The organism is Arthrobacter sp. OAP107, from assembly GCF_040546765.1.
In the GTDB taxonomy this organism is placed as follows: Bacteria; Actinomycetota; Actinomycetes; order Actinomycetales; family Micrococcaceae; genus Arthrobacter.
Genome location: NZ_JBEPOK010000001.1, coordinates 2,486,198 through 2,511,997, shown reverse-complemented (window position 1 = coordinate 2,511,997; position 25,800 = coordinate 2,486,198). Strand labels below are relative to the sequence as shown.

Here is a 25,800-nt window from a genome sequence, read left to right as displayed (position 1 = left end):
CATGTCCACCAGTCCGGAACGGGCGGCCGTTCCTCGGCCTGCACGGTCCCGGCCCATGGGCCACCGGAAGAGCTTCCCGCTGCCATCCGGTTCCTCCCCAGAACTTCGTTAAGCCTTTTGGCCGGGAAGCACCGGACCGTCGGGGCCGACGAGGATCCCTGCTTTTACCAGGTGTCGGGCTGCCTCTGCGATGTGCTGGGCGTCAATGCCTGCCCAGGCGAGAAGCTCCTGGCCGGTTCCGGATCCGGGCATGCCCCGGACGGCCAGGTGGGTAATGGACAGATCACTTGGTGGTGCCATGAGCAGGGCGTCCTTGGCTGCTGATCCCATGCCGCCTTCAGGGTGGTGGTCTTCAGCTATGACGACGCGGCCCTGAGTCTCGCCTGCTGCGGTGAGCAGCGTCTCTGTGTCTATGGGCTTGATGGAGTAGCAGTCGACGACGCGGGCCTGGATTCCTTCAGCGGCCAGGATTTCTGCAGCCTTGAGTGCTTCATGAAGGGTGACCCCCGCGCCGATGAGGGTGACGTCATCGTTGTCGGAGGACCGGAGGAGCTTGGAACCGCCCACGGGGAACTGCTCTGCAGGGCTGTACAGGACGGGGTAGGCACCGCGTGTGGTCCGGAGATAGCTGATGCCTGGGGTTTCCGCCATGCTCTGCACCAGTGCGGCTGTGCTGGTGGCGTCGGCAGGGTAGAGGACAGTGGAATCATGCACGGCCCGCATCATTGCGAGGTCTTCCAAGGCCATCTGGGAGGGGCCGTCGGCGCCAATCTCAACGCCCGAGTGGGACCCGCAAAGGCGAAGATCGATCCCGGATATGGAACCCATGCGGATGAAGTCATAGGCGCGGGTGAGAAATGCGGCAAAGGTGGAGGCGAAGGCTTTATATCCCCGGGTGCTGAGGCCAGCTGCGGCCGCAATGAGTTGCTGCTCTGCGATGTACATCTCAAAGAACCGGTCAGGGAACGCCTTGGCGAATTCATCGGAATGGGTGGAATTGCCGACCTCCCCGTCCAAGGCGACAACGGCGGGGTCGTTGCCACCAAGCGCCGCCAACGCGTCGCCGTAAGCCTTTCGCGTTGCGATCTTCTCGCCAATTTTGTAGCTGGGGAGCGCTCTGCTGGGAGCGTTGATGTCCGCTTTTGACCCGGCCTCTGGCTGAGGCCCGCGCAGGGTCAGCGCCCTTTCGCCGCCGAGTTCGGCAATCGCCCTCTCAGCCATTTCGGGCGGGAAGGGTTTTCCATGCCAGTCAGGGCTGTCTTCGACCTCGGCGAAGCCCTTTCCCTTGATGGTTTTGGCAAGGATGACAACAGGCTTGTCCTCGGGCGCTTCTGCTGCAGCCGAAAAGGCCTCGTCTATCATGTCGAGATCGTGACCGTCGATGATGATGGCCTGCGCGCCGAAAGCCTGGACCCGCCGGGCGTAGTTCTCCATGTCCCAGCCGAGCTCGGTCGCGCCCCGCTGCCCCAGCCGGTTGACGTCGACGATGGTGATCAGGTTGGTGAGGCCATAGTGGGAGGCCTTGTCCAGGGCTTCCCAGATGGAGCCTTCCGCCATTTCGCTGTCGCCACACAGCACCCAGACCCGGTAGGGGAGCCGGTCAAGGTACTTCCCGGCCAGGGCGACGCCGACGCCGTCGGGTAGTCCCTGCCCCAGTGAACCGGTCGCGACGTCTACCCACGGCAGTGCCGGCGTCGGATGTCCTTGCAGGCGCTGGCCGAAGCGGCGGTAGCCGGTCATGAGCTCCTCGTCAGAGACGACGCCGACCGCCTTGAAGACCGAGTACAGCAGGGGAGAGGCGTGGCCTTTCGAGAAGATCAGGTGATCGTTGACGTCCAGGTCCGGTGCGTCCCAGTCGTAGCGCAAATGACGGCTCACGAGGACAGCCAGCAAGTCTGCGGCGGACATGCTCGACGTTGGGTGGCCGGACCCTGCGGAGGTGCTCGACCGGATGGAGTCCACCCGAAGCTGCGCAGCGAGTTCAGCGACCCTTAAGAGGTCGGGGCCGAGGTTTTCGTGATTTGGCGTGGGCATGGTGATGTCCTTCATCGATGAAACTTCCCGGACCCCTGCAGCGTGCCCCCGGGAGCGGGAGCGAGTCAAGGGCTCTGGTAGTTGTCCGGGACGAAGGCTGCGACGTTGGTGTTGAGTGGTAGCCAGGCTGCGTTCGCGGTTCCGCACAGATACGGGCGGCCTGTTGCCGCGGAAGGGCCCTCGATAAACTTTAAATGCGCCTTTAGCGGGGCGCAGAGATTCGTCAGCGAAAGGCAAGATCATGACGGACAGCAACGGATTTGACGAGCCCACGGATGAGTCAGCCGGTGAAGAACCCGAACTCCGTGGCAGGTATGTCAAAGGCGATTACGGAACCGCGGGAACCGAACGTGGCCGCCACACCGACGATGAGGAAGGCCAGTACATCCAAGGGGACTTTGGCGGGGCCGGCAGAGAGGGCGGCCTACCCGAACCCCTCGGCAGCAAGGCCCGGGAAGCTGGGCGCTTCGTGAAAGGCGACTACGGCTTGGCAGGGGGCGCCGGTGGGCGAACTGCGGAGTCGGAGATAGGCCGCTACACAGAAGGCGACTACGGGCGCGACGGAACTGTAGACCCGACTCGCAAGGCCGCCACCGGAACGGAACAAACCGGCGGACCGGATGAGAAGCCAAGCACATAGTTGGTGATTCATGCGGCCGAAGGAGGCCTGCCTGAGGGCCGCCGGGTGGCTCCGCCCATGATAACCATGGCGGGATCCAAGGGGTTGTGGATAGATCCCGCGATACAGAGGTTCACTTCACGCCGGGAGAGGTCCTCGGCGATGTCCCGCGCGCTCACGTGCCGCCAAGAGGTGGATCCCCAGCCCTGTTTGTCCGATCTTTGCGGGCGTAAGATCTGGCTGCGCCGACTCTGTCCGCGGAACCCGTCCGCCCGGCCGGCAGGCACATATTGAGGGAGTCCACCATGACAATCCTGACCTATAGCACCGTGCCCGGCATGACCCGGGAACAATATGAAGGAACCGCGGCTGCCCTTACGGACAAGCTCAAAACCACTCCTGGATTCATCGCGCATTACGCCTGGGAGCAGGATGGCGGGCTAAGGGTTGTGGAGGTCTGGGAGAGTGCGGAGCAGCACGACGGTTGGTTCAACGACAGCGTCAAGCCAAACTTGCCGGTAGAGGTCACCCCGGAAAAACACGAGCTGATGAACAAGGTGACGCCGTAGCAGTCGCCATCTGCCCTGGCCGCAGAACGGCACTCTGTTATCGCCTGACCCAGCGGCGGTGCGATTCCAGCCGCACGGGGCACGTGGCATAACCGAACTGGTCTGCACGCTGATGACGGCATCGAGGCCCGGGCAACGCCTGCGCCAACAACCGCATTGAGCGACCGCAGATCCTGAAGCCGACGACGGCCTGGGTGGCCAATCCGATCCCGGAGGGCGGAAGGGCAGCCAGCGGGAGAGGTGCCCGATAGTTTGAAACGGAATGCTAAGCATGCTTAGCTGATGTTTATGGCCGTTTGGAACGGCCGCCAACCAGAGGAGGAAACACCATGGGACTGGGCGACAAGATCGAGAACGCCGCTGAGAAGGCCGGCGGCAAGGGCAAAGAAACTGCAGGCGCCGCAACCGGTGATGAGAGCCTGCGCGCCGAAGGCCAGGCCGATCAGGCCAAGGGCGATTTGAAGCAGGCCGGTGAGAAGGTCAAGGACGCCTTCAGGAAGGACTGAGCCGAATGCCCGCGAAAGGGGTGCGCCGCATCGCGGCGCACCCCTTTCACGTGTCGCGGTTATGGCGTGCCCCATCGGCTGGCTGGTTTCACCGTACCCAGCTTTGGCCCCTGGAAATCAGGACTCCCGGCAGAAATGTCGGCGGTTCAGGTCACGAGCAAGAGCGGGCCGATTCTGACACCCGGGCGATCTTTACGTCCAGGTCCAAGTCGGTGCCTTCTCCGGCGAGCCGCTGGAGCAGGTACGCCCGGAGTGCAGCGCTGCTGGTCGTATGCGGGGCAGGCAGGGCTTCACCGCTGAACAGGGCGTAGGAGTCGCTGACGTGAAACACGGAAAGGATGCAGTCGTGGACCTCATCAGTCCGCAGACTCAAGACGGTGTCGCGGAAGCTGCCCTGTGCACCGTTTTTGGGCATGGCCGTCATGGAAAATGTAACTGCCTTCGCCATGAATTCGGCCCTCCGCACGTTTCCTGCCCATGATCGTTGCCCCGGGCCACCACCGAAAGGTTAGCGTCTGAATCCGGCGAGCATAACCCTTACGCGCCAGTAAGTTCTGGGGCTTTTAGCCTTTGCCTTGTTCAAGGGCAATCCGGCCGGGGGCGGTGACCGGGGGTTCAGCCTTTCAGCGTCGTGTCGAGTAGAGCCCGCAGCTCCCGGAAGTGCCGTTCGGTGGCGTCCGGGTCGAAGACGGAGGTGTCGGCCATGGTGTAGCCGTGAGGCGCCCCCGCGTAGATTTGGTTGGATGCCTCAAGCCCTGCGGTCTGGAGGGCTTCGCCGAGCCGGGCGACGGCGTCCGCTGCCATGCTGCGGTCATGGTCCGCATGGCCGAATACGAACCGGGCCCGCGCGTTGCCAAGCTTGAGGTGCGGGCTGTCCGGCTCGTCCGTGGCCAGGCCGCCGCCGTGGAAGCCGCCACACGCTGCCACCACGTCCGGATGTGAGGTTGCCGTCCGCACAGCCAGCCGGGCGCCCATGCAGTAACCTGTGGTCCCGATGGGACCGGGAGTTACGCCGTCGAGCCCGGCCAGCGCGGACACCCACGCATCGATGTCCCGCAGCGCCTTGTCCGGCGTCAGGCGGCCAACCCGGGGAAAGGCAGCCTTGCCTGCAGCCTCCCTGCCTTCCTGGGTGGACATGTCCCCGGCCGGGGCAAGCTCAGCGACTGATCCATCACGATAGAAGACGTTTGGCGCCAACACCACGTAGCCCCAGTCGGCGATGCGCTGGGCCATCTCCTGGATTCGGGGCCGCAGGCCGAAGGCGTCCATGTAGAGGATGACGCCGGGAACAGGGCCGGTTGCGGTGGACGGCCGTGCCACGAGGGCCTCAGCGGTGCCTTCTGCGGCAGGGATTTCGAGGGGCATGAGCCCACACTATCGGAGGCCAGCAGTAATGCCGGGTCCCGCCATGAAATCGGGATGCGGAGCGGTGCCCCCACGGCTACGTACAGTTAGCCGACGACGGCGGGAGGTACCGCCGTCGTCGGCTGTTCCGTCAGACGGTGCTTGAATACGCCTTGACGCGTTGTTCTACCACAAGGTGGATGAGGGCGAAGACGCCGTCATTATCGATGGCGGCAAGGGCCGCGGCGAGGGCCGCGGGAACGTCCTTGTCCTCGGTGACTGTGACGCCGAAACCGCCGAACGCCCTGGCCATCAGTCCGAAGTCGGGGTTCTTCAGTTGGGTGCCGGAAACGCGGTCCGGGTAGTGGCGCTCCTGATGGGTGCGGATGGTGCCATACTCCTGGTTGTCCATGACGATGACCAGCGGGGTGGCGCCATACTGGGCTGCCGTGGCCAGTTCCTGCCCGTTCATGAGGAATTCCCCGTCGCCGGCGATGGTCACCACCCGGCGCTGCGGTTCCGCAAGGGATGCCGCGACGGCCGACGGGATGGAGTAGCCCATGGAGCCGTTGCGGGCGCTGATCATGGAGGCATAGCGGCGGGTGGGGAAGTATCGGTGCGCCCAGTTGGTGTGTTCGCCAGCGCCGAAGGTCACCAGCGCGTCCTCCGGCAGTCCGGGGACCAGGTTTGCCATCAATGTGTCCATCCTTGCCCTGCCTGCAGATGGAGTCGACGCCGGGAGCGCGGCAAAGGACTCCTGCTCGGCCCTCATCCGGCCCGTCCATGCCTTCCACTCCTCCTTGACCGGTAGGTCGATCAGCGCAAGGTCGTGGACAAACGCCTCCGGTTTCGCGAGGATCTGCCGGGAGACCGGACCCGAACGGCCGCGCAGTGCGGGGTCGCTTGTGACCAGGAAGTTCTGCTTGCTCCAGTCCTGCCGGCAGACGAATCCGTCCGTAATCACGTCTCCCGGCACCGTGCCAACAAATACCAGGAGGTCGGTTTCGTCAAGCAGGTCATACGTGGGGCGCGGCCGGCCGTATCCGATGGGCCCGACATAGGACGGGGAATCGAAGGAAACGGTTCCTTGGGTGCGCCACTCCGCTGCAGCGGGTATCTGGTGCCGTTCCAGCCAAGCGGTCAGCTGGTCCGCCGCTGACTGGGTCCAGTCGTTGCCGCCAGTCACAAACAGCGGCTTAGTGGACTCGGCAAGCGCTGCCCTGAGAGCCTCCGCATCCCGGCTGCTCATTCCGCCAGCCGCGACGGGGATAGGCGGGTGCAGTTCCGGCTTAACCTTCTGTTGGAGGATGTCCTCGGGCAGGCCCACCACTACTGGCCCGGGACGTCCGCTCATGGCGGCGAACATCGCCTCGGCGACAATCTCGGAGGCCCGCTCCGCGTGGTCAAGGACCATAACCCGTTTGGCGCCGGTGTCGAACCAGGCTTTGATGTCGAACTCCTGGAACGCTTCGCGGTCACGGTGCGCGAATGGGATCAGGCCGACGAACAGGAGCACCGGCGTCGAATCCTGCCATGCCGTGTGCAGCCCGACGTGCGCGTTGGCGGCGCCGGGCCCGCGGGTGACCATGGCGACTCCAGGCAGCTGGTTCATTTTGCCGTCCGCCTCAGCCATGTAGGCTGCCCCGCCCTCATGGCGGCACACGATCGTCTCGATGTCGGAGTTGTGCAGCCCGTCCAGCACGTCGAGGAAGCTTTCACCGGGAACGACGTAGGTGCGCGCCACGCCATGGGCCGCGAGCGAGTCCACGATCACGTGGCCGGCAGATTTCAGGGCCGGGCCGTGTGCTTCGGCTTCGCCATCGGACTGGACCTGTCGGGGCTTTGGTTCTTGGGGCCGATCATCGTGCGAACGGTTGTCGGATGCGGTCAAGGTGGACTGAGACTCTGTTGTCATGTGCTTTCTTTGTCTTGCTGGCGGGCTGGGTTTTGTGGTGATGCAGGTCTTATTTGATGGGTATCGGGTTGGCGATGACGGGGGACATGCCGGTGAAGCCTTCGCGGGCTTCGGCGATTTCGTGGATGCGTTTGCGGCAGGCGTACCAGCCGGCGACCATGAGGGCGATGGCGATGAGTGTGACTACGAGGGTCAGGGGTGAGTCGATGAAGACCATGACGAGCACGCCGATGAGGAAGAGCAGGGAGAGGTAGCCGGTGTAGGGGGCGCCGAACATCCGGAAGGAGGGGCGTTTGAGCCAGCCTTTGTCTGCCCAGCGTTTGAGTTGGATCTGGCAGAGGACGATGGTGGCCCAGGTGACGATGATGCCGACGGAGGCGATGTTCAGGACGATCTCGAAGGCCTGGGAGGGGACGAGGTAGTTCAGCGGGACGCCGAGCAGGGAGACGCCGGCGGTGATGGCGATGCCGCCGTAGGGGACGCCGGCCTTGTTCATGCGCTGGGCGAATTTGGGGGCGGAGCCGGCCACGGACATGGAGCGCAGGATCCGGCCGGTGGAGTAGAGGCCGGCGTTCAGGGAGGACAGGGCGGCGGTGAGGACGACGAGGTTCATGATGACGTCCACGCCCTGGATGCCGATGGAGCCGAAGAACGTCACGAAGGGGCTGACGCCTTTTTGGTAGGAGGTGAAGGGCAGGAGCAGGGCGAGCAGGATGACGGAGCCGACGTAGAACACGGCGATCCGGAAGACCACGGAGTTGATGGCCTTGGGCATGATTTTTTCGGGGTTTTCGGTTTCGCCGGCGGCGGTGCCGACGAGTTCGATGGAGGCGTAGGCGAACAGGACGCCCTGCATGAGGATGATCATGGGCAGCAGGCCGTTGGGGAAGATGCCGCCGTTGTCGGTGAGGAGGCTGAAGCCGACCTCCTGGCCGGGGACGGGGGTGCCGAAGATGACGAAGTAGGTGCCGATGAGCAGGAACGCGACGAGGGCTGCGACTTTGATGATGGCGAACCAGAATTCCATTTCGCCGAAGACCTTGACGGAGACGAGGTTCAGGCCGAGGACGACGATGAGGGCGGTCAGTGCCCAGACCCACTGGGGGACGTCGGCCATCCAGGGGACGTAGTTGCCGAAGAAGTTCATGTAGAGGGCGGCGGCGGTGATGTCCACGATGGTGGTGGTGGCCCAGTTGATCCAGTAGAACCAGCCGGAGACGAAGGCTGCCTTTTCGCCGAAGAATTCGCGGGCGTAGGAGACGAACGAGCCCGAGGAGGGCCGGTGCAGCACCAGTTCGCCGAGGGCGCGCAGGATCAGGAAGGCGAAGAAGCCGCAGACGGCGTAGGCGATGACCAGGGACGGGCCGGCGGCGTTGAGCCGGCCGCCGGCGCCGAGGAACAGGCCGGTGCCGATCGCGCCGCCGATGGCGATCATCTGGATCTGCCGCGGCTTAAGGCTCTTGTGGTAGCCCTTGTCCTCGGCATGCAACGCCGCTTCCGAAGCATGTGCCTGCTGCGGGATCGCCTGGCGCAAAGCAACCGCATCATTGGGGCTGTTGTGAGGCATGGTGTTCCTTTCTATTGGGAAAGATCTGGCTGGGGTGAGAGGGGAAGGAACCGGTCCGGGGGTATCCGGGACGGGCTGCAGGTCAGAAAACGGACCAGCCGGTGCGGTCGGACAGGTCGGCGAGGGCCGCACTGCCGGCCAGGGAGTTGCCTTTGGCATCCAGGCGGGGGCTCCAGACGCAGATGGCGCAGTGGCCGGGGACGATAACCACGATCCCGCCGCCCACACCGCTTTTTCCGGGCAGTCCTACCCGGTACGCGAATTCACCGGCGGCGTCGTACATACCGCAGGTCAGCATGATGGAACCGATGCGTTTCGCTTCACTCCGGGACAGCACCGTGCCGGAGGCTCCGATACCGCCCCGTGCGAGGAACAGAGCGGCCTTGGCCACTTCCTCGCAGGTCATCATGATGGAACACTGGCGCACGTAGTTTTCCACCACAGACTCAGCGGACTGTCGAAGATTGCCGAAGTCTTTGAGGAAGTGGGCCAGGGCGAGGTTGCGGCTGCTGTTGGAAAGCTCGGTCAGTGCCGCTGCTTCGTCAATGAACGGCCCAGGGCCACCGGCCTCTTCAGTGAGGAAGCGCAGGAGCGCAGAGGCGGCGTCTTGAGTTTCCTTCATCAGGTGGTCGGTGACTACCAGGGCGCCGGCATTAATGAATGGGTTCCTCGGGATGCCGTGCTCCACCTCCAGCTGGACCAGCGAATTGAAGGCGGTGCCGGACGGTTCGCGTAAGACCCTGGACCACACCGAGACAGGACCCTCCCGCTGCAGGGCCATGGCCAGGGTGAACACCTTGGAAATGCTCTGGATTGAGAATGGAACGTACGCGTCCCCTGAAGTAAAGACCTCCCCGGACACGGTAGCCACTGCTATCCCGAACCTGTTGAAGGGGACTGCCGCTAGGGACGGGATGTGAGTCGGGACCGTTCCGGATTCCCGCTGAGGCCTGTGGGTGCGGACGATGTCATCGAGTAGCGGGTCCAGAGGCGGGGCATCGAGTGTTGTAGTCATTTCCTGCCTTGACGTTCGTTATTGGTAGCGCCCAATGCCTGGATATGCAGGATGGCGACCAGCGCATCACGGGGCTTGCCGAAATCCAGCCCAGTGACACGGGCCGCCTTGCTGATCCGGTAGTAGACGGTGTTTTTGTGCAGCGCCATGCGCTTGGCGCATTCGGCAACGTCAAGCGAGACGTCGAAGTACACCCGCAGGGTTTCGGCGAGCTCGGCGTCGTCCCGCAAAAGGGCGGACAGACTGCTGTGACGGAACGGTGACGTCAGGAAGCTCCGAACGGCGTCACGGAAGAGGATTTCGCCCTCGAAATCCGCCACGGTGGCTACGGACCTTTCACCTGATGTCCCAACACAGTCCAGCAGCGCCTCGGTGATCGGGGTAAGGGAATGCAGGGTCAGCAGGTCAGGAGCCACCGGGCTCACAGCGGCGAAGGGGCTGATGCCCAGGTGCTTGTCCGCGTCGCGGACGATGGATTCGGCCATGCTGCGCAGACCGGGTTCCGCGGCGGCTGACTGCAGGCCCGGGATAACGACGGCGGTGACGCCCTTGAACTGACCGACGACCGCTGACGCCTTGTAAGCCGCGGCGTGGATGGAGGCCAGGCTGGCGAGCTCGCCATGCTTCAGCGCGGCATCATCAGCCTGGGAGTCGGTTGGGGACATTCCTATCAGGATCAATGCCGCGGGCCGCTCCGCGGGGATCTTCCCGCTGCGGGCACTGGCGGCGGCCTCCGCCGAACCGGACAGAATCCGGGCAATGCGGTCCTCGCGCATATGCACGGACTGCTGATTGCGGTAACGGATGAGCTCGGCGGAGGCCCGGGCAGCGGATCCGGTGAGCACGTAGTCAACATCGGCGGTGAAACCATCCCCGGTTTCCTGGAGCCAGATATAGCCCATGATCCGGTCACCGGCAAACAGCGTGATGGCCACGCGCTCCCTCAGCCCGTCCTGCGGCCTGGCCGGCACACGCACGGGGAGCCGGGTTCTGTGCAGTTCGCGGTAGGCACCGAGGTCCTTGAGCAGCAGTTCGTACTTCCGCGGGCCGCGCCGGGCCAGGATGGACGCCTTCCGCAGTTCGTCGATGTCGTTCGAGACCGTGGAGTAGGCCAGGACCTTGTTGGCAGCATCCTCTATAACCACATGGCTCGAGGTCAGGCGTGCGGTGGTCTGGGCGATGGCAAACAGGTCTTCTTCCAGCAGGGTCAGCACTTCACTCTGGTAACTGCGCGGCTGGATCCGGTCCTTGGCGATCGACAGGAGTCGGTCCCAATCGGCAGCGGGGTCCACCAGCAGCAGTCCCGTGCCGGCGGCGCCCAGCAGTTCCTCGGCGTCAGTCAGCTCTTCGCGGTTTCCCTTGACCGCAACAACCGGCGGCGGGTTCTTCAGAAGCCGGCGCAGCGCCGGCAAAGCTGAGCGGCCACGGACGCCGATCAGCAGGACAAAGGCTGCGCCGGCGTCGGACGTTTCATCATCGGCATCGACGATCAGGAACCTTTCGACCGCCGAACGCTCGGGGGCGGGGCGCATGATGAGGGTGGCGAAACCCAAGGGGAAGTCCGAAAGGATATCGTCCACAGTAACCGCGGTCATGGTTTCCTTCTGCGTCGATCCGCCCGGACGGCTCTGTCCGGTCACCTCATGGTAGCGAGCGAACTCCACCGAAAATATGTGACGCGATCCAAATGGACCGGTGGATTTTCGGTTTCCGGTCCAAATCGTCTTCAGGTCGCGAGCGGGAAGGTCCTGCACGGATCGTGAATCCGCGCCGTGACGTTGGACTCGTATCTTCCGTCATAGGAATAACGCCGGCCCCAAGGGCCTTGTTCTAATCGGGCTCCGACCATCGGCTGCCCCGCGAAAGGACCACTTTGCCTACTGCTTTTATCCCGTTCACCATGTGCGCCACAGTGCGCGACGAGCATGCGCGCTCCTTCCGCACCGACTTGGAACGCCTCACCTCCAGCCACCGTGGCTGGGCGCCGTTGGACATGGTTAAGTCAACCAACACCAAGGCATTTCTCCGTGGAGCGGTTCCGCAAAGCGATCACACCGCCACCGACGCGAGTCTTGCCCGTTACCTCCAGGACCGCCTCGTCGCCGACAAGGACATCCACTTGGACCTTGTCGTCAGCATCCAGCGGTAACTGAAAGCTGCGAGGGCTGGGGCACCGCTGCTGCCCGGGCTACTGCTCCAGCGCCCCGCCCACCCCGCCGTCACGGGTCCGGAAGGGCATCTGGATTCCCCTGACGATCGGGCGAATCAGCGTCCTCATCGCCTGCGGTCCCGGCTGAGGAGCTCCCCGGGTGGGGATGGCCCAGGGTCGTGGAGCCTGATGCGGGGGAGAGGCCGAGTCGTCGGACCACCTCGGCGGCTTCCTCCGCAGGGGTCCGGCCAACGTCCACGACAATGGTGTTCTCATCTGGTCCGGGCGGCTCCAGCGTCGCGATCTGTGAATCCAGGAGCGTGGCTGGCATGTAGTGGTCCATGCGCGCCGTGAGGCGGCGGGCGATCTGTTCCCTGGAGCCGGACAGGTGAACGAAAACGACGTTTTTTTCGCGGAGGCGGTCCCGGTAGATCCTCTTGAGCGCAGAGCACGTGATGATGCCCGGTATCCCGGCCATGGTGTGCTCGATGATCCAGGATGCGATGGTATCGAGCCAGGGCCACCGGTCCTCGTCCGTCAGCGGAACGCCTGAGGCCATTTTCGCGACGTTTTCCGCCGGGTGCAGGTCGTCTCCCTCTTCGAGGTCCCAGCCCAACTGGCCGGCAAGTATGCCCGCGACCGTGGATTTCCCGGATCCGGACACGCCCATGATCACGAGGACGGGTTGTTGGACCGACGCGGGGACCGGTGCTGCTCCCGGCTGGGTCATAAGATCACCAGGGACAGGATCAGGACCAGCCCGAAGCCGACGACGGAGATGAGCGTCTCCATGACGGACCAGGTTTTGAACGTTTCCCCAACCGTCAGGCCGAACAGTTCTTTGACCAACCAGAAGCCTGCATCGTTCACATGCGAAAGGAAGAGCGAACCGGCGCCTACGGCGAGGACCAGCAGACCTGCGTGGCCTGGGGACAGGGAACTTGCGAGGGGTGCCACGATGCCGGCCGCGGTCACCGTGGCCACCGTAGCGGAGCCGGTGGCCAATCGTATCGCGACGGCGATCAAGTAGCCCAGCACAAGCACGGAGATGTTGGCACCCGTGGCCCACTTGGCTACGGCATCGCCCACGCCCGCGCCGATGAGGGTCTGCTTGAATCCTCCGCCGGCACCGACGATAAGGATCACTGCCGCGATGGGGCCTACTGAAGCGCCGACCTTGCTGCCGATTTTTCCGCCGCCGAAACCGACCGCGTAGCCGAACGTCACTATGGCCAGCAGTACTGCCAATGTCATGGCCACCAGCGGTTCGCCGATGAAGTCGAAGAACACGCGGACGCCGCTCGGGTTCTTGGCGTCCGGATCAACGATGTCGACGATGGCCTTGAGGAGCATCAGCACGACCGGGAAGACGATGGTCAGCAGCGTGATGAGGAAGGTGGGTTGGCGCTTTGCATCGGGATCCGCCTGGGTGTGCTCGGTGTCGACGCCGCCCGCAAGCTTGGGTGCGTCCACCGGCACCCAGCGGGCGGCCAGAGTGGAAAACAGCGGCCCACAAATGATGACGGTCGGAACGGCCACCAGCAGACCGAGCGCCAGGGTGATGCCGAGCGGCGCGTTCAGGCTGGCGATGGCGACAAGCGGACCCGGATGCGGCGGGACCAGCCCGTGCAGGACAGACAGGCCGGCGAGGGCTGGAATCGCCACCCGCATGAGCCTCCCGCCGGAGCGCAGGGCGACCAGGACGATGACCGGCAGCAGCAGCACGAGGCCGATTTCGAAGAACATCGGCAGGCCGATGATCACGGCGACGAGCGCCATGGCCCAGGGGAGCAGTCTCGGAGAGACCTTGCCGAGCAGGGTATCCACTACGCGGTTGGCACCGCCGGAATCAGCCAGTAATTTCCCCAGCATGGCACCCAGCGCGATCAGCAGACCGACCTCTTTGAGTGTGGCTCCAACGCCGTCCTCAAAGTTGCTGATGACCTTGCCGAACTCAACGCCTGACGCCAGGCCAACAAACGCAGAACCGAGGACGAGCGAGAGGAACGGGTGGAGCTTGATCTTAACGATCAGGACCACGATCAGTGCGATGCCTATGGCGGCCACCACCACTAGCTGGGTGTCGTGGCCATTCCACGGCTCCACTGCAGCCGGAAAAAGAAGGGGTTCCATGAGTGTCCTCGAAGTTGAAGGGCAGCCGGCACCCTCATGCTAGTCCCCGACCTGCAGATATGCGACGGCGCACACCCAGAACACGGGAACGGCTCCAAAAGTAGAGACAGCGTTCACGGCCGGTATGAGCCCTGCTTAGGAATCGTTCCGCCACAGTGACAGTGGCACCACGCTGCGGCTGCATCCTGATTCATCCAGGACGTGGCCCAGGCGCTTAAAAGTCCTGACTACAGCTTGGCGGGAGATGACAGTGCTGCCGGGAGCCCTCTCGGACAGTTCGCGTTCGTAGGCCTGGACTTCCAGGTAGTTGCGGACCCACAGGGTGACCAGCAGGTTCTGCGCACCGAGGACTTGGGCGCTGAGCCGGCAGTTGCCCAAAGCGGCGAAGTAGCGTCCGACGTCGTCAATGTGTTGGGCCGGGACGTTCAGGACGAGCGTGACTTCCCGGAGGCCCTGCTGGGCAGAGGTGGACGTATCGCACCGAAGCGCTATGTAACCCGTGGCGAGGAACCGTTCTACCCGCCGTCGGGCTGTCTGCGGTGAGACGCCGCAGGCGGCCCCCAGCTCTGCCCAGCTGGCGCGGCCATCCTTCGTGAGTTCGTCCAGCAGCGCCGCATCAATCCGGTCCGGCGCGAAGGCCGGCTGCTCACGGAGGGGTTCCGCGGATACGAGCCGGGCGCGTGCGGGTTCGAGGGTCCCGCTGCGCCATTCCGAGGCTTGCCGGTACAGCTTGGTGACGAAAACGACCTCGCGGTGCGTGATGCCGGGCAGCCCCGGAAAGGCGCCCGTGACGATGTCCATCAGTTCATCGTGGCTGGACGCGAAGCAGTCCACAAAGAGGTCGTGTGCGCCGGTGACCAGGGAGACGGTGCCGAATGCGGGTTCCGAGCACAGACGTTCGATGAGTGCCTCACTGTCGCGGGGTGTTGAGGAGATGTGGATGAAGGCCGACCAGCCTGCGCTGAGGTAGCGCTGACCGGGAGCAGGCGTGATCCACGCCTGGCCCTGGTCGCTGAGGGCGTGCCATCGCCGTGCCACAGTCGGGCCCGACAGGCCCAGGGCATCCGCAACGCGGCTCCACTCGGCCCGGGGGTTGATCTGGAGGGCATTTACGATTTCAAGATCCGATTCTGAAATCATGGCTGATTCATTCAATGTTTCCTGCCCAAGCAACGATTTAGAGCATTTCCAAGGCCAGCTTAGACGGTGGTCATAGCGTGGTGGCTTGCATCACCACCACTGGCGAGTCCCGCCAAAACAGCAGGCACACACACCATAAGGAATCACATGGAAAGCAAGACGGCCCCTCCAGCTACCGCGGGCACAACACGCAGGACGATCGCGGGCATGATCCTGGCAATGGCGCTGATTGAATCGCTCAGCGGGGTCACCCAGGGATACCTGAATCCCATCCTGCCGGCACTCGGGCCGGTCTTCGAGATTGACGACCCCACCATCAACGGCATCTTTCTCATCTCGAACGTCAGCTTTGCGGTGCTCACCCCGATCATTTCCCGGCTCGGCGACAGCTACGGATACCGCCTGGTGCTCCGCTGGTCCATCGGCGTTGTAGCGGCTGGCGTGCTTCAAATGGCCCTGTGGCCGTCCCTGTGGACAGTGACGCTGGGCGTCGTCATGCTCACCTGCGTGGTGGGCTTCATCCCGCTGATGATGGGAATCCTGCGGGTGAGCAGCCCTGCTCATACCCGCACGGGCGTGAGCGTCCTGATCGGCATGCTGATGATCATGGTGGGGGCCGGCGGGCTTCTCGCCGGAATCGTTGGCGTCACCGATCCGACGCTCGGCTTCTGGGTGGCTGTCCCGTTCGCGGTGGCCGCGGTCGCCTGCTCGTTTGCGCTGCCCTACGCCGGGATCCCGACTCGTGAGGGCATCGCCATGGCGCCGCTCCTGGCTTGCTCGCTCGGGCTGATTGGTTTTGTTGTGGCGCTCTCCATGGCACCGGAGTGGGGTTGGCTCGACGGCCGGACCCTGGTGGCAGGAGTGGTGGGCCTCGCACTTCTGGCGTACTGGGCCACACGCGACTCCAGCGCCAGCGAAGGCCGGAGATTCGTGGATCTGCGGATGCTCACCAACCCGCGTATCCGCATCGTCTCGCTGGCTACCTTCTTTTTCGGCTTCGCCTCCATCAGCTACTTCGGCACCAATGGCATCTTCCTGCATGCCGACCCGGACAAGACCGGTTATGGCTTCGCCATGAGCCCCCTGATGATCGCGATTGTCCTCGCTCTGGCCTCGGTTCTCTCGCTGGTCTCCTCGCTGCTGACGGCCAAGGCCATGAGGAAGTTCGGCGAACGCGCGACTCTGGTTTTCGCCGGCCTCCTGCTGGCGGCCGGCTTCCTGGTGATGGTCGCTGCCCACGGCTCGCTTGCGGGCTACTTCGCGGGCTTCGCCATGTTTAACCTGAGCCTGGGCATGTACCAGGCGGGAACCCGCGCGCTATCCGTTGAGGGCGTCCCCTTGGAGGAAACTTCGACCGCAGCCGGGCTCAACGAACTGGCCCTGTCCGTTGGTATCGCGGTAGGAGCAGCCGTTGTGAAGCTGATCTCTTCAGCGTCTGTGGAATCCGGGCACATCACTGAGGCCGGGCTCGTCCTAATCTGGGGGGCCCTGGCCACCGCAGCCCTGGTCGCCGCAGCTGCGGGTGCCCGCTACCCGAAGCGGCTGACTACGGAGGCGAGTGCATGATGACTGGACCCAACACCGGTATGCGGGGAACCGCCGTCGAACACCCGTCCCACGATGACATCCAGGCCGCACTTGCTGCCGCGGTGGAACGCTGGGAGGCAGACGTCCTGGATCTAAGCCATGCTATCCACGCAGACCCTGAGCTTGGCGGGCGGGAATTCCGTGCCGTCAAACGGGTGCGGCGGGTGCTTCGGATGGCCGGGTTCAGCTTTGATGAGGTCCAGCCCGGGCAACCCACGGCATTCAGTGCGCGCTTCGGAACCGGCAGTCTTGTGGTGGCACTCTGTGTTGAATACGACGCACTGCCTGCCATCGGCCATGCATGCGGGCACAACGTCAACGCGGCCAGCGCGGTTGGGGCGGCCCTGGCTCTGGCAGCGGTCGCTGACGACGTAGGTTTAACCGTCAAAGTGCTCGGCACCCCCGCCGAAGAAACCACAGGCGGCAAAGTCGACCTCATCGAGGAAGGGTTCTTCGACGACGTGTCCTTGGCCATGATGGCCCACGCCGCCGCAACGGATGTGGTTGGTGGTACGTCGTTGGCCATGTGCATGTGGGATGTGCTGTTTGAGGGGCATCCGTCCCATGCCGCCGCTGCCCCCTCGGAGGGTGTCAACGCCTTGGACGCGCTGGTTGTTGCACAAACCGCGATCGCCTTGGCCCGGCAGCAGCTGCCCGCAGGTTCGATCGTTTCGCTGATCGTCACCGAAGGCGGCAGTGCAGTGAACGTCATCCCGGACAGGGCCCGGGCGAACATCGAAATGCGGGCCCCAGGCATCGAGAGCCTCGGCAGGATCCAGGACAAGGTGCGGCGGGCCCTTGAAGCGGGCGCCCATGCGAGCGGCAGCACGTTACAGATCACGCCGCACGGCAACGACTACGCCGAACTGCGTCAGGACGCCTTCCTCACGGAGGCCTACCGGGCAGCCATGACGTCACGGGGGAGGAACGTCGTCTTCAGTGCCAAGCCCGTCGCCTCCACAGACATGGGAAACGTTTCACGGATGGTGCCAAGCATCCATCCGATGGTCGGCTACGACGTAAGGGGCAGCGCCCACCACACCGCAGAATTCGCCTCGTTCGGCGCCTCAGCAGGGGCGGACAGGGCAGTCCTGGACGGCTCCTTCGGCTTGGCCGCAGCTGCATGCGCTGCCGCCTTGGACCCGGAGGAGAGGAACCGATTGCTATCAATGAAGTTGGCGCCGGACTCAACGTCCGGCGCCAACCACGTCACATGCCCGGCGGACAATTTGTCCGCCACCCGCCACTAACCGATCGGCGTGGGCGGCTGCTCGCCGCGGAGCACGGCAAGCGTGTTGTCGGCGGCCAGCACTGCCATGGCGGTGCGCGTCTCGACGGTGGCCGAGCCGAGGTGCGGCACGAGTGTCACATTCTCGAGGTCCAGCAACTCGGGGTGGACCTTGGGCTCGTGCTCGAAGACGTCCAGCCCGGCGCCGGCGATGACGCCCTCGCGCAACGCGGCGGCGAGCGCCGCTTCGTCGACGATGGGTCCGCGTGCGGTGTTGACGAGGTACGTGGAGCTCTTCATCGCTGAAAGCTGTTCCGCGCCGATCAGATGGTGCGTGGCGGGTCCGTACGGACAGTGCAACGAAATGACATCGGAGACAGTCAGCAATTCGTCGAGGTCGACCCGCCGGGCGCCCAGTTCCGCGGCGATGGCAGGGTCGATCTCGCTGCGTGACTGGTAGACGATGTCCATGCCGAAGGCCTTGGCGCGGCGTGCCGTCGCCTGGCCGATGCCGCCCATGCCGACGACACCAAGGGTCTTGCCCTGCAGGCTGCTGCCGAGCAGGAAGAACATGCCCCACTTCCACGCCTGGCCGGCGCGGATGAGCCGTTCGCCCTCACCGAGCCGGCGCGTTGCCATGAGGATGAGCCCGAACGCGATGTCGGCCGTCGCCTCGGTGAGGACACCGGGTGTGTTGGTGGCGACGATACCCCGTTCCGTGCAGGCAGGCACGTTGATGTTGTCATAGCCGACGGCCACGTTAGAGACGACCTTGAGCTGGGGGCCCGCGGCGTCGAGCAGTTCGGCGTCGATGCGTTCGGTGAGCAGGCTCACGATGGCATCGGCCCCCGCGACGCGGCGCAGGAGCTCGTCGCGGCCAATCGACTCCGGACCGGCCCATGCATCGACCTCATGCTCGGCACGGAGCTTTTCGAGCGCTGCCTCGGGCACCCTGCCCGTCACGACTACCCGGCTCATGCCGTCACGATCCATTCGCGCAGGCGTCCGAGGCCCTCGCGGATATCTGCCGCCTCGATGCCCGAGTAGGCGAGCCGGATGTACTGCCGGTCCTCACCGGGCAGTCGCCGGCCAAAGTGCTCCCGCGTGCAGAAGGAGACGCCGGTCTTGTACAGGGCGTCGGAGGCGAAGTCGCCGACTGCCTTGTATCCCATGCGCTCCATGACCTCGGTGACATCGGGGAACAGGTAGAACGTCGACTGCGGCACGGCGACGTGCATGCCGGGGATGGAATTGACGAGCTCGCACGCGGTGTCGCGGCGCGTCTGCAGGGTGTCAAGCATCTGCTGCACAGAATCCTGGGGGCCGCGGAGCGCTTCGATGCCGGCCCACTGCACATAGTGGGTGGTGCAGGACTCGTCGTTGGTGTTCAGGGTGCTGAGGACCTGGGCGATCTCACGTGGCGCGACAGCGCAGCCGAGGCGTGAGCCGGTCATGGCGAACTTCTTGCTGAACGTGTAGAGGATGACCGTACGCTCTGCCATGCCGGGGATCGATGTGATCGAGCTCGAGACGCCCTCGTAGCGGGTCTCGAAGTAGGCCTCGTCGGAGAGTACCCACAGGTCGTGTTCGATGGCGAGCTGTGCGATGGCCTCGCGCTCGGCTGCAGTCGACTCGGCGGAGATGGGGTTCTGCAGGTCGTTGTAGATGATGGCGACCGTGTTCGGGGTGATCGAGGCGCGGATCTGCTCAAGGTCGATCGCGAAGCCCGTGCTCGTGGGCACATAGCGGTACGGAACGGCCGTTCCGCCGAGGTACTCGATCTGTGATTCATAGATCGGGAAGCCGGGGTTGGGGTAGAGCACTTCCTGGCCGGGGTTCATGACAGCCTGCAGGAACTTGGTGATCACGGGCTTGCCGCCGGTCATCACGACTACGTTCTCGGGGGAGAACTCGATGCCGCGGCGTGAGCCGATATCGTCCGCGAGGGCTTCACGCAGCTGCGGGATGCCCGGCCCGGGGCAGTAGCCCGTGTAGCCGTCAGCGATCGCCCGGTTCATCGCATCAACGATGTTCGGGGCGGTAGGGATGTTGATATCGCCGAGATGGAAGGGGTACACCAGGTTCCCCTTGGCCTTCCAGGCGGCGGCGGCTTGCGCGACGCTGAAGGCGGTTTCGGTGCCTAGGCGTTCAAGCCGGTGCGCGAGTTGCTGCATATTCCACTCCTCATCGAGTTGACGGTCGATCTTCTATTGACCACACCTAGTATAGGACTAATATATTAGAACGCGGAAGTTGATCGGCAAATGAAATTTCAGAAAGTTCCGCCACGCTCGCTGCCCTGAACGACGGCCCGTCCGGCCGCCGGCCCAAGGGTCTGGCCGGCCGCACCTAAGGCTTCTTCCCGAGGGGCATCGCAGTTGTGGGACGGGCCGCTTACTTCGACTCTTGCCTAACCTCAGCCGGAGTCCATCCCAGCGCGGGACCCAGATTGCCGGCGATGTCGGTAAGGATCTGGAGGTAGTCCTCGTGATCGAAGCTGAATGGCAGCGCGAAGGCCACCTCGTCGACTTCCTGAAATCCCGCGTGCGCGTACAGTTGCCCGGCGATATCATCGCTGGTGCCGATGAGATCCGGGGCGAACAGCATGCCCTTTGGCCCCTGCGGCGCCCGTGTGCGGGGAGTGCGTTCGTCGACGTACCGCTGGTACTTCTCCCGCTGAGCCGGCGACGCTGAATCGGTCGGGATTACCACCAAGCCCTGCGAGACGCGGGCGGGTCCGTGTGCTTGGGACGAGGTTGCGGCGGCTTCACGGAAGGCACGAATCTGCGATTGCTGAATCTGGGCAAAGTCCGGTTCCTGATCCATCTCGGGAAAGACCACACTGCTGGAGAGCAGATTAAAGCCGTTTGCCCCGGCCCAGACGGCCGACTTCCTGCTGGCCGCCCCGTACCAAAGGCGATCACGCAGCCCGGGGGAGTGCGGCTCGACGCGGTTGGAGTATTCCTCGACCACACCCTGCCTGCCGGAAAAGTCCCGTACCTGTTCGCCTGCGACCAGGCGGGCGAACCGGTCCACGCGGGCGTAGCCGAAGTCCTCCACCTCTGACGAATCCGGGTACAGCTGGTGCTTCACTGTGTCATAAAGCATCGGTTCGCCCACGCTCAGCCCAGGGTTGATGCGTCCTCCGGCGAGCAGATCCACGGTGGCCAGGTCCTCGGCCAGGCGCAATGGATTTTCCCAGCCCAACGGGGTCACAGCGGTTCCAAGCTCGATCCGTGAAGTGCGCTGGCTGGCAGCGGCCATCATCGCGACGGGAGAGGAGATTCCGAACTGCAGGTGGCGGTGGCGCAGCCACGCGCTGTCGAAGCCAAGCCGCTCGCCAAATTCGATGATGCGCAATGTGGATTCATGGCCCGAGGCGGGATCCGCAGGATCGAACAGGCCAATGGTGAGAAACCCAAGCTTGCGTAGAGGGCGTGAGGTGTCGGGCATGACTTCCTTCTGGATCGGCGCGGCTGATCCCCAGACTATGCGTCCGGACCCGGCGGTTCTGCTGACAATGAAGGAGATTGCCCATCGTGTCATTGACAGACGATTTCAAACTTCGAGATGCAACTGCTGAGTTGCCAGGGCATCATTTCATTTCCCCTTGGGTACGGTATCCCCATGGCGGCATCCGAGAAGCGAAAAGAGTCCGGCTCCACACTGCTGACAGTTATCATCGCCTTTACGGCGAACGCGCTTGTTGCCGCCGCCAAGTCGGTCGCCGCCGTCCTCACTGGATCTGCCTCAGTGACCGCAGAAGCCGCGCACTCCTGGGCGGACACCGGCAACCAGGTGTTCCTCTTCATGGCCGAACGTCGCTCCCGGCGCCCGCGGGACACAAGCCATCCGATGGGCTACGGCCGCGAAGCATATGTCTGGTCGATGTTCGCCGCTTTCGGGCTTTTCACCGCAGGGGCGGTGGTGTCCATCCTGCACGGCATCCAGCAGATCATCGAACCGGAGCCCGCGTCCGACTTCCTGGTCGCGTACGTGGTCCTGGCGGTGGCATTTGTCCTCGAAGGAGTTTCGTTTGTCCAGGCTTTCCGCCAGACCAGGTCGGCAGCCCATGAGCTGGACCGGAACACCCTGGAGCAGGTCTTGACCAGCTCCGATCCCACCCTGCGCGCGGTATTTGCAGAAGATGCCGCCGCGCTCGTCGGCCTGGTGGTCGCATTTGCGGGCGTTTTCCTGCACCAGGTCACCGGATCGGCTCTGCCGGACGCCGTGGGATCGATAATTGTCGGCGTTCTGTTGGCAGTTGTTGCGGTTGTTCTGATCGACCGAAACCGGCGGTTCCTGGTGGGCCAGGGCGTCACCCCGGACATCGAACAATCCATGGCCCGGCGGATCCTCGAACACCGGGACATTGCCCGGCTCACCTACCTCCACCTGGAGTTCGTCGGCCCCCGCAAGCTGTACCTTGTTGCGGCAGTGGATCTGCAGGGCGACCACCCGGAACACGAGGTAGCCGTGGCCCTGCGCAGGATCGAGCGCGAGTTGGAAGACCACGAGACCGTGGAGGAAGCCGTTCTGACGCTTGCGACTCCGGACGAATCCGCCTTGCGCTTCTAGGAGGCCGTTGTTGATGACGGGGACCTTGAAGAAAGCTCCGAACAAAGAGCCATGCCCACAAAGATGAGGAGCGGCGCGGCCGTCCGCGAGGATGCCGCGTGCTATGCTCCCACAATTCCACTCGAACGGATGCCAGTTGCAGTCACTGAGGAGGTTCGCTTTGCCGGACACCACCTGCCACATGTCGATCTCACTGGACGGCTTCGTCGCCGGGCCCGACCAAAGCCGCGATGACCCCCTTGGCAAGCGGGGGAGGGAGTTGCACGGCTGGCACATCGGCGACCCGCGGGCCAACGATGCCGACAAGGTTGCCAACGGGTGGCTCATGCGCCCGAGGGGCGCCTATGTGATGGGCAGAAACATGTTCGGCCCGGTCCGTGGGGATTGGGATGAGGAATGGACCGGCTGGTGGGGCCCAGAACCGCCTTACCACGCGCCGGTGTTCGTGCTCACCCACCACGCACATGACCCCATCCAGATGGACGGCGGAACAACCTTCCACTTCGTCACCGGGGGCTTCGACGCTGCCTACACAGCAGCATGCCAGGCCGCCGGGGACAAGGGTGTGGACATCGCCGGCGGGGCCTCGACCGTCCGGCAGGCGCTGATCGCCGGCGTGATCGATGAACTCACCCTCGACATCGCGCCGGTCCTGCTCGGTTCGGGCGAGCGCATTTTCGATGGCGTTGAATCCTTCGGTTTCGAACCCGCCGAGGTGCTGCACTCGCCGCTGTCCACCCACATCCGCTATCGCCGTGTTAGGTAGCTCCGGAGGACGAAGAAATCCTGACCAGGGGCAGTGTCCGATGCGTCATGCCGCCCTCTGTTCCTGCTTCTAACAGTGGTCAGAATGATCCGACGAGGGCCGCGAATTGTGCTGCCAGGGAAAGCTGTTCGCTGTCGCGCGGGTTGAAAAGGGCGGGTTCGCGGCTGTCCTTGGCCTCGGCTTCGGTCATCCGCTGCCCATCCAGCGCTTCGTATGGTTCTCTGTCGGAGTACACCAGGCGGTGCAGGCCGGTCATACTAAATTCTTCGATGCACGACGAGCAAATGGGCAAGCCGCGGATGTGGGCGTGGTTCGGATTCGTCCAGCAGATGTCGCAATAAATAGTTTCTTCAGGCATTCGGTTCCTAACTGTCTGTTGATGCGGGTCTCACATGCACCACGTGCCCGACGCCGGGAGCGCAAGTGACCACGGGCCAGTGCCAGGGATCGCGCTCCTGGACCAAGTCACCGGCTGCCGCCAGGAAGTTCGGGTTTCGGACCGGTGATCAGAAGCCTGGCAGGGGGATGTGTCGGGGCATATGGTCACCACGACCAAATCACGTAGTGGTCTGTGAATTGGCCTTACCCTAGGGGCGCAGGTGCGTCGCGGACGTTCGGTAGGGCCATTGTCGGGTTGAACTCCTGCCCTCAATTTTGCCAGTTCACGACGTCAGAGTTGGCATAGCGGACTTGTGAGATTCGCCATTGGACGGCCTGTTGCGACCCCGGGTGCGACGTCGACATGGGGCGTTTCCCAGTCACCTTCGAGGCTTTTGCCCTTGGCACTGCGGCCTGCATCCTTGCCCTGGGTCACAAAGCAGCGCCACGGAGGGTATTCCGTGGCGCCTGGTTGCCTTGAATGGCTCGGCCCTTATGAGCCGCTCGGCTGCATTCGTTTGCGTTCCGAAATGTGCTCCACCAGTTCGCCCACACGGTCTTCCGAGTAGTTACGTGCGATGTCACCCTGGCTGATGATGCCAACCAGCTTGTGGTCAGCGATGACTGGGAGCCGCCGGACCTGGTACCTTTCCATCATTTCGATGGCCGCGTCGACGTTCGCGTCGGCGTCGATCCAGTAGGGCCTGCCCGTGGCGAGGTCGCGGGCCATCATCTCGCGTGGATCGTGGCCCACGGCCACGCACTTGAGCACGATGTCCCGGTCGGTGATCATGCCCCGCAACTTGCCGTCGTCGCCACAGATAGGCAACGAGCCGCAGTCCAGATCCAGCATCATCCTTGCTGCATCTGCGAGGGACTGGTTCTCCTTGATGCACTGTGCATCCGTAGTCATGAATTCACGTACAGCACTCATTGGTCCTCCTCCATCGATTGGGGTATCGACGCAAGAGTCACCGGGCAGATGCGCCGATGTTGCCAGCCTACGCCGGGTCTTGCGCCGATGTCGACGGCGATTGCGAACCTTCGGGGAGGGGCGCATCGGCCAGCATCGTTGTGCTTCACCAACACGGCGCATGCCCATCCGTCGGAAATATCTTTCCGACTGAGCGCGTGGGCCATGCCCCGAAGCTACTGGCTCACAGAACCGGAAGAATATTGCAGGTTCATGCAGAATGCGGCAGAGTGGGATCCTAGGTGTAATTCCCACTGAGGTTGTGAACGCGGCTGATGGGGGTCTTGCCGCCGATGCCGGTATGGGTTCTGTGGTGATTGTAGTGGTGGAGCCAGGCCTCGTAGGTGGCGGCGCGCTCGGTTTCTGAGGTGTAGGGCCTGGCGTAGGCCCATTCACTGGCGAGGGTCCGGTTGAAGCGTTCGACCTTGCCGTTAGTCTGCGGCCGGTAGGGGCGGGTCCGCCGGTGCTTGACGTGCGGGCCCAGGGCAGCTGCGAAGGCCCGGGAGCGGTAGCAGGATCCGTTATCGGTGAGCACGGCCTTGACGGTGATTCCGTGCGCGGCGAAGAACGCGACGGCCCGGATCCAGAAAGCGGCAGCGGTTTCCTTTTTCTCATCGCCGAGGATTTCTGAGTACGCCAGACGCGAATGGTCATCGACGGCGTGGTGCAGATACGCGTACCCGGTCCCGGCACGGCGGTTCCGCCGACCCCTGGCACGTCCCAAGGCGCGGTGTCCGCCGCCATCGGGGATTCGTCCGAGCTTCTTGATGTCCACGTGGACCAGATCCCCGGCGTTCTCGTGTTCATAGCGTTGCGGCGCCGGCTTTCGGACGGGCAGTCCGGTGCCCTGGTCCAGGCAGGCCAGCCTCGGCATCCGGTACCTGGCCAGAACCTTGCCCACGGTCGAGCGGGCCAGGTGAAGGTGGGCAGCGATCCGGTGCGGTCCCCAGCGGCGTGTGAAACGCAGCGCCACAATCCGTCGCTCAGTGCGCGCGGGCGTGCGGTTCGGGCTCCGTCGAGGCCGGGACGACGCATCAGCCATGCCATCCTCACCCAAGGCCCGGTAGCGGTCCACCCATTTCTTGGCCGTTGCCGGCGAGCACTGGAACCGCTCCGCGGCCCGGCGCAGCGTCCAGCCCTGCTCGATGACCAAACAAGCGAGTTTCCCCCTGGCCTTAGGTGTCAGGTCGGCATTGGCATGGGTAACGTAGGACACGAGGGCCTCCTGGCGTCGAGATGAGTGTGGTAACCCAAATCGATACCGGAGGCCCTCGCCCTTTACATCACGCCACGCTGTTC

The 25,800-nt window shown here is 64.0% G+C and carries 24 protein-coding genes; 8 read left to right on the top strand and 16 right to left on the bottom strand.

What is annotated here, in order from left to right:
* Positions 1–108: 108 nt before the first annotated feature.
* Entirely contained in the window at positions 109–2,034 is a 1,926-nt protein-coding gene (locus ABIE00_RS11695; protein ID WP_354260386.1) for a transketolase, read from the bottom strand.
* 241 nt (positions 2,035–2,275) lie between these two features.
* Between ABIE00_RS11695 and ABIE00_RS11690 the strand changes: the two genes are divergently transcribed.
* The 3 genes from ABIE00_RS11690 to ABIE00_RS11680 all read left to right on the top strand — a co-directional run bounded on the left by ABIE00_RS11690 (position 2,276) and on the right by ABIE00_RS11680 (position 3,728).
* Positions 2,276–2,674, top strand: a complete 399-nt coding sequence (locus ABIE00_RS11690; RefSeq protein WP_354260384.1) for a hypothetical protein — start codon at positions 2,276–2,278, stop codon at positions 2,672–2,674.
* Positions 2,675–2,958: 284 nt separating this feature from the next.
* Positions 2,959–3,222 carry an antibiotic biosynthesis monooxygenase family protein gene (locus ABIE00_RS11685; RefSeq protein ID WP_354260382.1) on the top strand — a complete coding sequence of 88 codons (264 nt, stop codon included), beginning with the start codon at positions 2,959–2,961 and terminating at the stop codon, positions 3,220–3,222.
* A 329-nt stretch (positions 3,223–3,551) separates the two neighbouring features.
* Entirely contained in the window at positions 3,552–3,728 is a 177-nt protein-coding gene (locus ABIE00_RS11680) for a CsbD family protein (protein WP_354260380.1), read from the top strand.
* Positions 3,729–3,879: 151 nt separating this feature from the next.
* Here ABIE00_RS11680 and ABIE00_RS11675 read toward each other — a convergent pair whose 3' ends face one another.
* The 6 genes from ABIE00_RS11675 to ABIE00_RS11650 all read right to left on the bottom strand — a co-directional run bounded on the left by ABIE00_RS11675 (position 3,880) and on the right by ABIE00_RS11650 (position 11,164).
* Positions 3,880–4,152, bottom strand: a complete 273-nt coding sequence (locus ABIE00_RS11675) for a hypothetical protein (RefSeq protein WP_354260378.1) — start codon at positions 4,150–4,152, stop codon at positions 3,880–3,882.
* Between the two features lie 191 nt (positions 4,153–4,343).
* A complete protein-coding gene (locus ABIE00_RS11670; RefSeq protein WP_354260376.1) occupies positions 4,344–5,093 on the bottom strand; it encodes a dienelactone hydrolase family protein in 750 nt (249 codons plus the stop codon).
* 130 nt (positions 5,094–5,223) lie between these two features.
* A complete protein-coding gene (locus ABIE00_RS11665) occupies positions 5,224–6,987 on the bottom strand; it encodes a thiamine pyrophosphate-dependent enzyme (RefSeq protein ID WP_354260374.1) in 1,764 nt (587 codons plus the stop codon).
* Between the two features lie 49 nt (positions 6,988–7,036).
* The gene (locus ABIE00_RS11660) at positions 7,037–8,554 is read right to left on the bottom strand and encodes an amino acid permease (protein ID WP_354260372.1); all 1,518 of its coding nucleotides are present in this window, start codon (positions 8,552–8,554) and stop codon (positions 7,037–7,039) included.
* Positions 8,555–8,636: 82 nt separating this feature from the next.
* A complete protein-coding gene (locus ABIE00_RS11655; protein WP_354260370.1) occupies positions 8,637–9,569 on the bottom strand; it encodes a glutaminase in 933 nt (310 codons plus the stop codon).
* The gene (locus ABIE00_RS11650) at positions 9,566–11,164 is read right to left on the bottom strand and encodes a PucR family transcriptional regulator (RefSeq protein ID WP_354260368.1); all 1,599 of its coding nucleotides are present in this window, start codon (positions 11,162–11,164) and stop codon (positions 9,566–9,568) included. The genes ABIE00_RS11655 and ABIE00_RS11650 overlap by 4 nt, the downstream gene beginning before the upstream one ends.
* A 278-nt stretch (positions 11,165–11,442) precedes the next feature.
* Here ABIE00_RS11650 and ABIE00_RS11645 point away from each other — a divergent pair, with 278 nt between their 5' ends.
* Positions 11,443–11,718 carry a hypothetical protein gene (locus tag ABIE00_RS11645; protein ID WP_354260366.1) on the top strand — a complete coding sequence of 92 codons (276 nt, stop codon included), beginning with the start codon at positions 11,443–11,445 and terminating at the stop codon, positions 11,716–11,718.
* A 70-nt stretch (positions 11,719–11,788) separates the two neighbouring features.
* Here ABIE00_RS11645 and ABIE00_RS11640 read toward each other — a convergent pair whose 3' ends face one another.
* From ABIE00_RS11640 to ABIE00_RS11630, 3 genes are all read right to left on the bottom strand, one after another.
* Entirely contained in the window at positions 11,789–12,448 is a 660-nt protein-coding gene (locus ABIE00_RS11640) for a gluconokinase (protein ID WP_354260364.1), read from the bottom strand.
* Complete coding sequence (locus tag ABIE00_RS11635; RefSeq protein ID WP_354260362.1) at positions 12,445–13,851, bottom strand: GntT/GntP/DsdX family permease; 1,407 nt, start codon at positions 13,849–13,851, stop codon at positions 12,445–12,447. The genes ABIE00_RS11640 and ABIE00_RS11635 overlap by 4 nt, the downstream gene beginning before the upstream one ends.
* Before the next feature lie 135 nt (positions 13,852–13,986).
* A complete protein-coding gene (locus ABIE00_RS11630) occupies positions 13,987–14,991 on the bottom strand; it encodes an Lrp/AsnC family transcriptional regulator (protein WP_354260360.1) in 1,005 nt (334 codons plus the stop codon).
* Between the two features lie 147 nt (positions 14,992–15,138).
* On the opposite strand from ABIE00_RS11630, the gene ABIE00_RS11625 reads away from it, so the two are divergent.
* Positions 15,139–16,557 (top strand): MFS transporter, encoded by a 1,419-nt coding sequence (locus ABIE00_RS11625; protein ID WP_354260358.1) that lies wholly within the window; start codon positions 15,139–15,141, stop codon positions 16,555–16,557.
* The gene (locus tag ABIE00_RS11620; RefSeq protein WP_354260356.1) at positions 16,554–17,828 is read left to right on the top strand and encodes an amidohydrolase; all 1,275 of its coding nucleotides are present in this window, start codon (positions 16,554–16,556) and stop codon (positions 17,826–17,828) included. The genes ABIE00_RS11625 and ABIE00_RS11620 overlap by 4 nt, the downstream gene beginning before the upstream one ends.
* On the opposite strand, the gene ABIE00_RS11615 is transcribed toward ABIE00_RS11620, so the two are convergent.
* The 3 genes from ABIE00_RS11615 to ABIE00_RS11605 form a co-directional block, all read right to left on the bottom strand.
* Positions 17,825–18,784, bottom strand: a complete 960-nt coding sequence (locus ABIE00_RS11615) for a 2-hydroxyacid dehydrogenase (protein ID WP_354260354.1) — start codon at positions 18,782–18,784, stop codon at positions 17,825–17,827. The genes ABIE00_RS11620 and ABIE00_RS11615 overlap by 4 nt on opposite strands.
* Positions 18,781–19,980, bottom strand: coding sequence for a pyridoxal phosphate-dependent aminotransferase (locus ABIE00_RS11610; protein WP_354260352.1), 1,200 nt, complete (start codon positions 19,978–19,980; stop codon positions 18,781–18,783). The genes ABIE00_RS11615 and ABIE00_RS11610 overlap by 4 nt, the downstream gene beginning before the upstream one ends.
* A gap of 220 nt (positions 19,981–20,200) precedes the next feature.
* Positions 20,201–21,259 (bottom strand): LLM class flavin-dependent oxidoreductase, encoded by a 1,059-nt coding sequence (locus ABIE00_RS11605; RefSeq protein WP_354263340.1) that lies wholly within the window; start codon positions 21,257–21,259, stop codon positions 20,201–20,203.
* Between the two features lie 174 nt (positions 21,260–21,433).
* Between ABIE00_RS11605 and ABIE00_RS11600 the strand changes: the two genes are divergently transcribed.
* Together ABIE00_RS11600 and ABIE00_RS11595 are read left to right on the top strand one after the other, a co-directional pair.
* Positions 21,434–22,384 carry a cation diffusion facilitator family transporter gene (locus ABIE00_RS11600; RefSeq protein ID WP_354260350.1) on the top strand — a complete coding sequence of 317 codons (951 nt, stop codon included), beginning with the start codon at positions 21,434–21,436 and terminating at the stop codon, positions 22,382–22,384.
* Between the two features lie 181 nt (positions 22,385–22,565).
* The gene (locus ABIE00_RS11595) at positions 22,566–23,150 is read left to right on the top strand and encodes a dihydrofolate reductase family protein (RefSeq protein ID WP_354260348.1); all 585 of its coding nucleotides are present in this window, start codon (positions 22,566–22,568) and stop codon (positions 23,148–23,150) included.
* 79 nt (positions 23,151–23,229) lie between these two features.
* Here ABIE00_RS11595 and ABIE00_RS11590 read toward each other — a convergent pair whose 3' ends face one another.
* The 3 genes from ABIE00_RS11590 to ABIE00_RS11580 all read right to left on the bottom strand — a co-directional run bounded on the left by ABIE00_RS11590 (position 23,230) and on the right by ABIE00_RS11580 (position 25,717).
* On the bottom strand, positions 23,230–23,508 hold the full coding sequence (locus tag ABIE00_RS11590) for a hypothetical protein (RefSeq protein WP_354260346.1): 279 nt from the start codon (positions 23,506–23,508) through the stop codon (positions 23,230–23,232).
* Between the two features lie 513 nt (positions 23,509–24,021).
* Positions 24,022–24,462 carry a CBS domain-containing protein gene (locus ABIE00_RS11585; RefSeq protein WP_331575078.1) on the bottom strand — a complete coding sequence of 147 codons (441 nt, stop codon included), beginning with the start codon at positions 24,460–24,462 and terminating at the stop codon, positions 24,022–24,024.
* Between the two features lie 277 nt (positions 24,463–24,739).
* Entirely contained in the window at positions 24,740–25,717 is a 978-nt protein-coding gene (locus tag ABIE00_RS11580) for an IS481 family transposase (protein ID WP_354256999.1), read from the bottom strand.
* Positions 25,718–25,800 lie beyond the last annotated feature (83 nt).

Coding starts and splice junctions, on each gene's coding strand:
- ABIE00_RS11690 (WP_354260384.1), top strand. CDS start 2,276: ATGACGGACAGCAACGGATTTGACGAGCCCACGGATGAGTCAGCCGGT.
- ABIE00_RS11660 (WP_354260372.1), bottom strand. CDS start 8,554: ATGCCTCACAACAGCCCCAATGATGCGGTTGCTTTGCGCCAGGCGATC.
- ABIE00_RS11675 (WP_354260378.1), bottom strand. CDS start 4,152: ATGACGGCCATGCCCAAAAACGGTGCACAGGGCAGCTTCCGCGACACC.
- ABIE00_RS11620 (WP_354260356.1), top strand. CDS start 16,554: ATGATGACTGGACCCAACACCGGTATGCGGGGAACCGCCGTCGAACAC.
- ABIE00_RS11600 (WP_354260350.1), top strand. CDS start 21,434: ATGGCGGCATCCGAGAAGCGAAAAGAGTCCGGCTCCACACTGCTGACA.
- ABIE00_RS11655 (WP_354260370.1), bottom strand. CDS start 9,569: ATGACTACAACACTCGATGCCCCGCCTCTGGACCCGCTACTCGATGAC.
- ABIE00_RS11625 (WP_354260358.1), top strand. CDS start 15,139: ATGGAAAGCAAGACGGCCCCTCCAGCTACCGCGGGCACAACACGCAGG.
- ABIE00_RS11695 (WP_354260386.1), bottom strand. CDS start 2,034: ATGCCCACGCCAAATCACGAAAACCTCGGCCCCGACCTCTTAAGGGTC.
- ABIE00_RS11595 (WP_354260348.1), top strand. CDS start 22,566: ATGTCGATCTCACTGGACGGCTTCGTCGCCGGGCCCGACCAAAGCCGC.
- ABIE00_RS11665 (WP_354260374.1), bottom strand. CDS start 6,987: ATGACAACAGAGTCTCAGTCCACCTTGACCGCATCCGACAACCGTTCG.
- ABIE00_RS11670 (WP_354260376.1), bottom strand. CDS start 5,093: ATGCCCCTCGAAATCCCTGCCGCAGAAGGCACCGCTGAGGCCCTCGTG.
- ABIE00_RS11630 (WP_354260360.1), bottom strand. CDS start 14,991: ATGATTTCAGAATCGGATCTTGAAATCGTAAATGCCCTCCAGATCAAC.
- ABIE00_RS11605 (WP_354263340.1), bottom strand. CDS start 21,259: ATGCCCGACACCTCACGCCCTCTACGCAAGCTTGGGTTTCTCACCATT.
- ABIE00_RS11615 (WP_354260354.1), bottom strand. CDS start 18,784: ATGAGCCGGGTAGTCGTGACGGGCAGGGTGCCCGAGGCAGCGCTCGAA.
- ABIE00_RS11635 (WP_354260362.1), bottom strand. CDS start 13,851: ATGGAACCCCTTCTTTTTCCGGCTGCAGTGGAGCCGTGGAATGGCCAC.
- ABIE00_RS11650 (WP_354260368.1), bottom strand. CDS start 11,164: ATGACCGCGGTTACTGTGGACGATATCCTTTCGGACTTCCCCTTGGGT.
- ABIE00_RS11685 (WP_354260382.1), top strand. CDS start 2,959: ATGACAATCCTGACCTATAGCACCGTGCCCGGCATGACCCGGGAACAA.
- ABIE00_RS11590 (WP_354260346.1), bottom strand. CDS start 23,508: ATGCCTGAAGAAACTATTTATTGCGACATCTGCTGGACGAATCCGAAC.
- ABIE00_RS11680 (WP_354260380.1), top strand. CDS start 3,552: ATGGGACTGGGCGACAAGATCGAGAACGCCGCTGAGAAGGCCGGCGGC.
- ABIE00_RS11610 (WP_354260352.1), bottom strand. CDS start 19,980: ATGCAGCAACTCGCGCACCGGCTTGAACGCCTAGGCACCGAAACCGCC.
- ABIE00_RS11640 (WP_354260364.1), bottom strand. CDS start 12,448: ATGACCCAGCCGGGAGCAGCACCGGTCCCCGCGTCGGTCCAACAACCC.
- ABIE00_RS11585 (WP_331575078.1), bottom strand. CDS start 24,462: ATGAGTGCTGTACGTGAATTCATGACTACGGATGCACAGTGCATCAAG.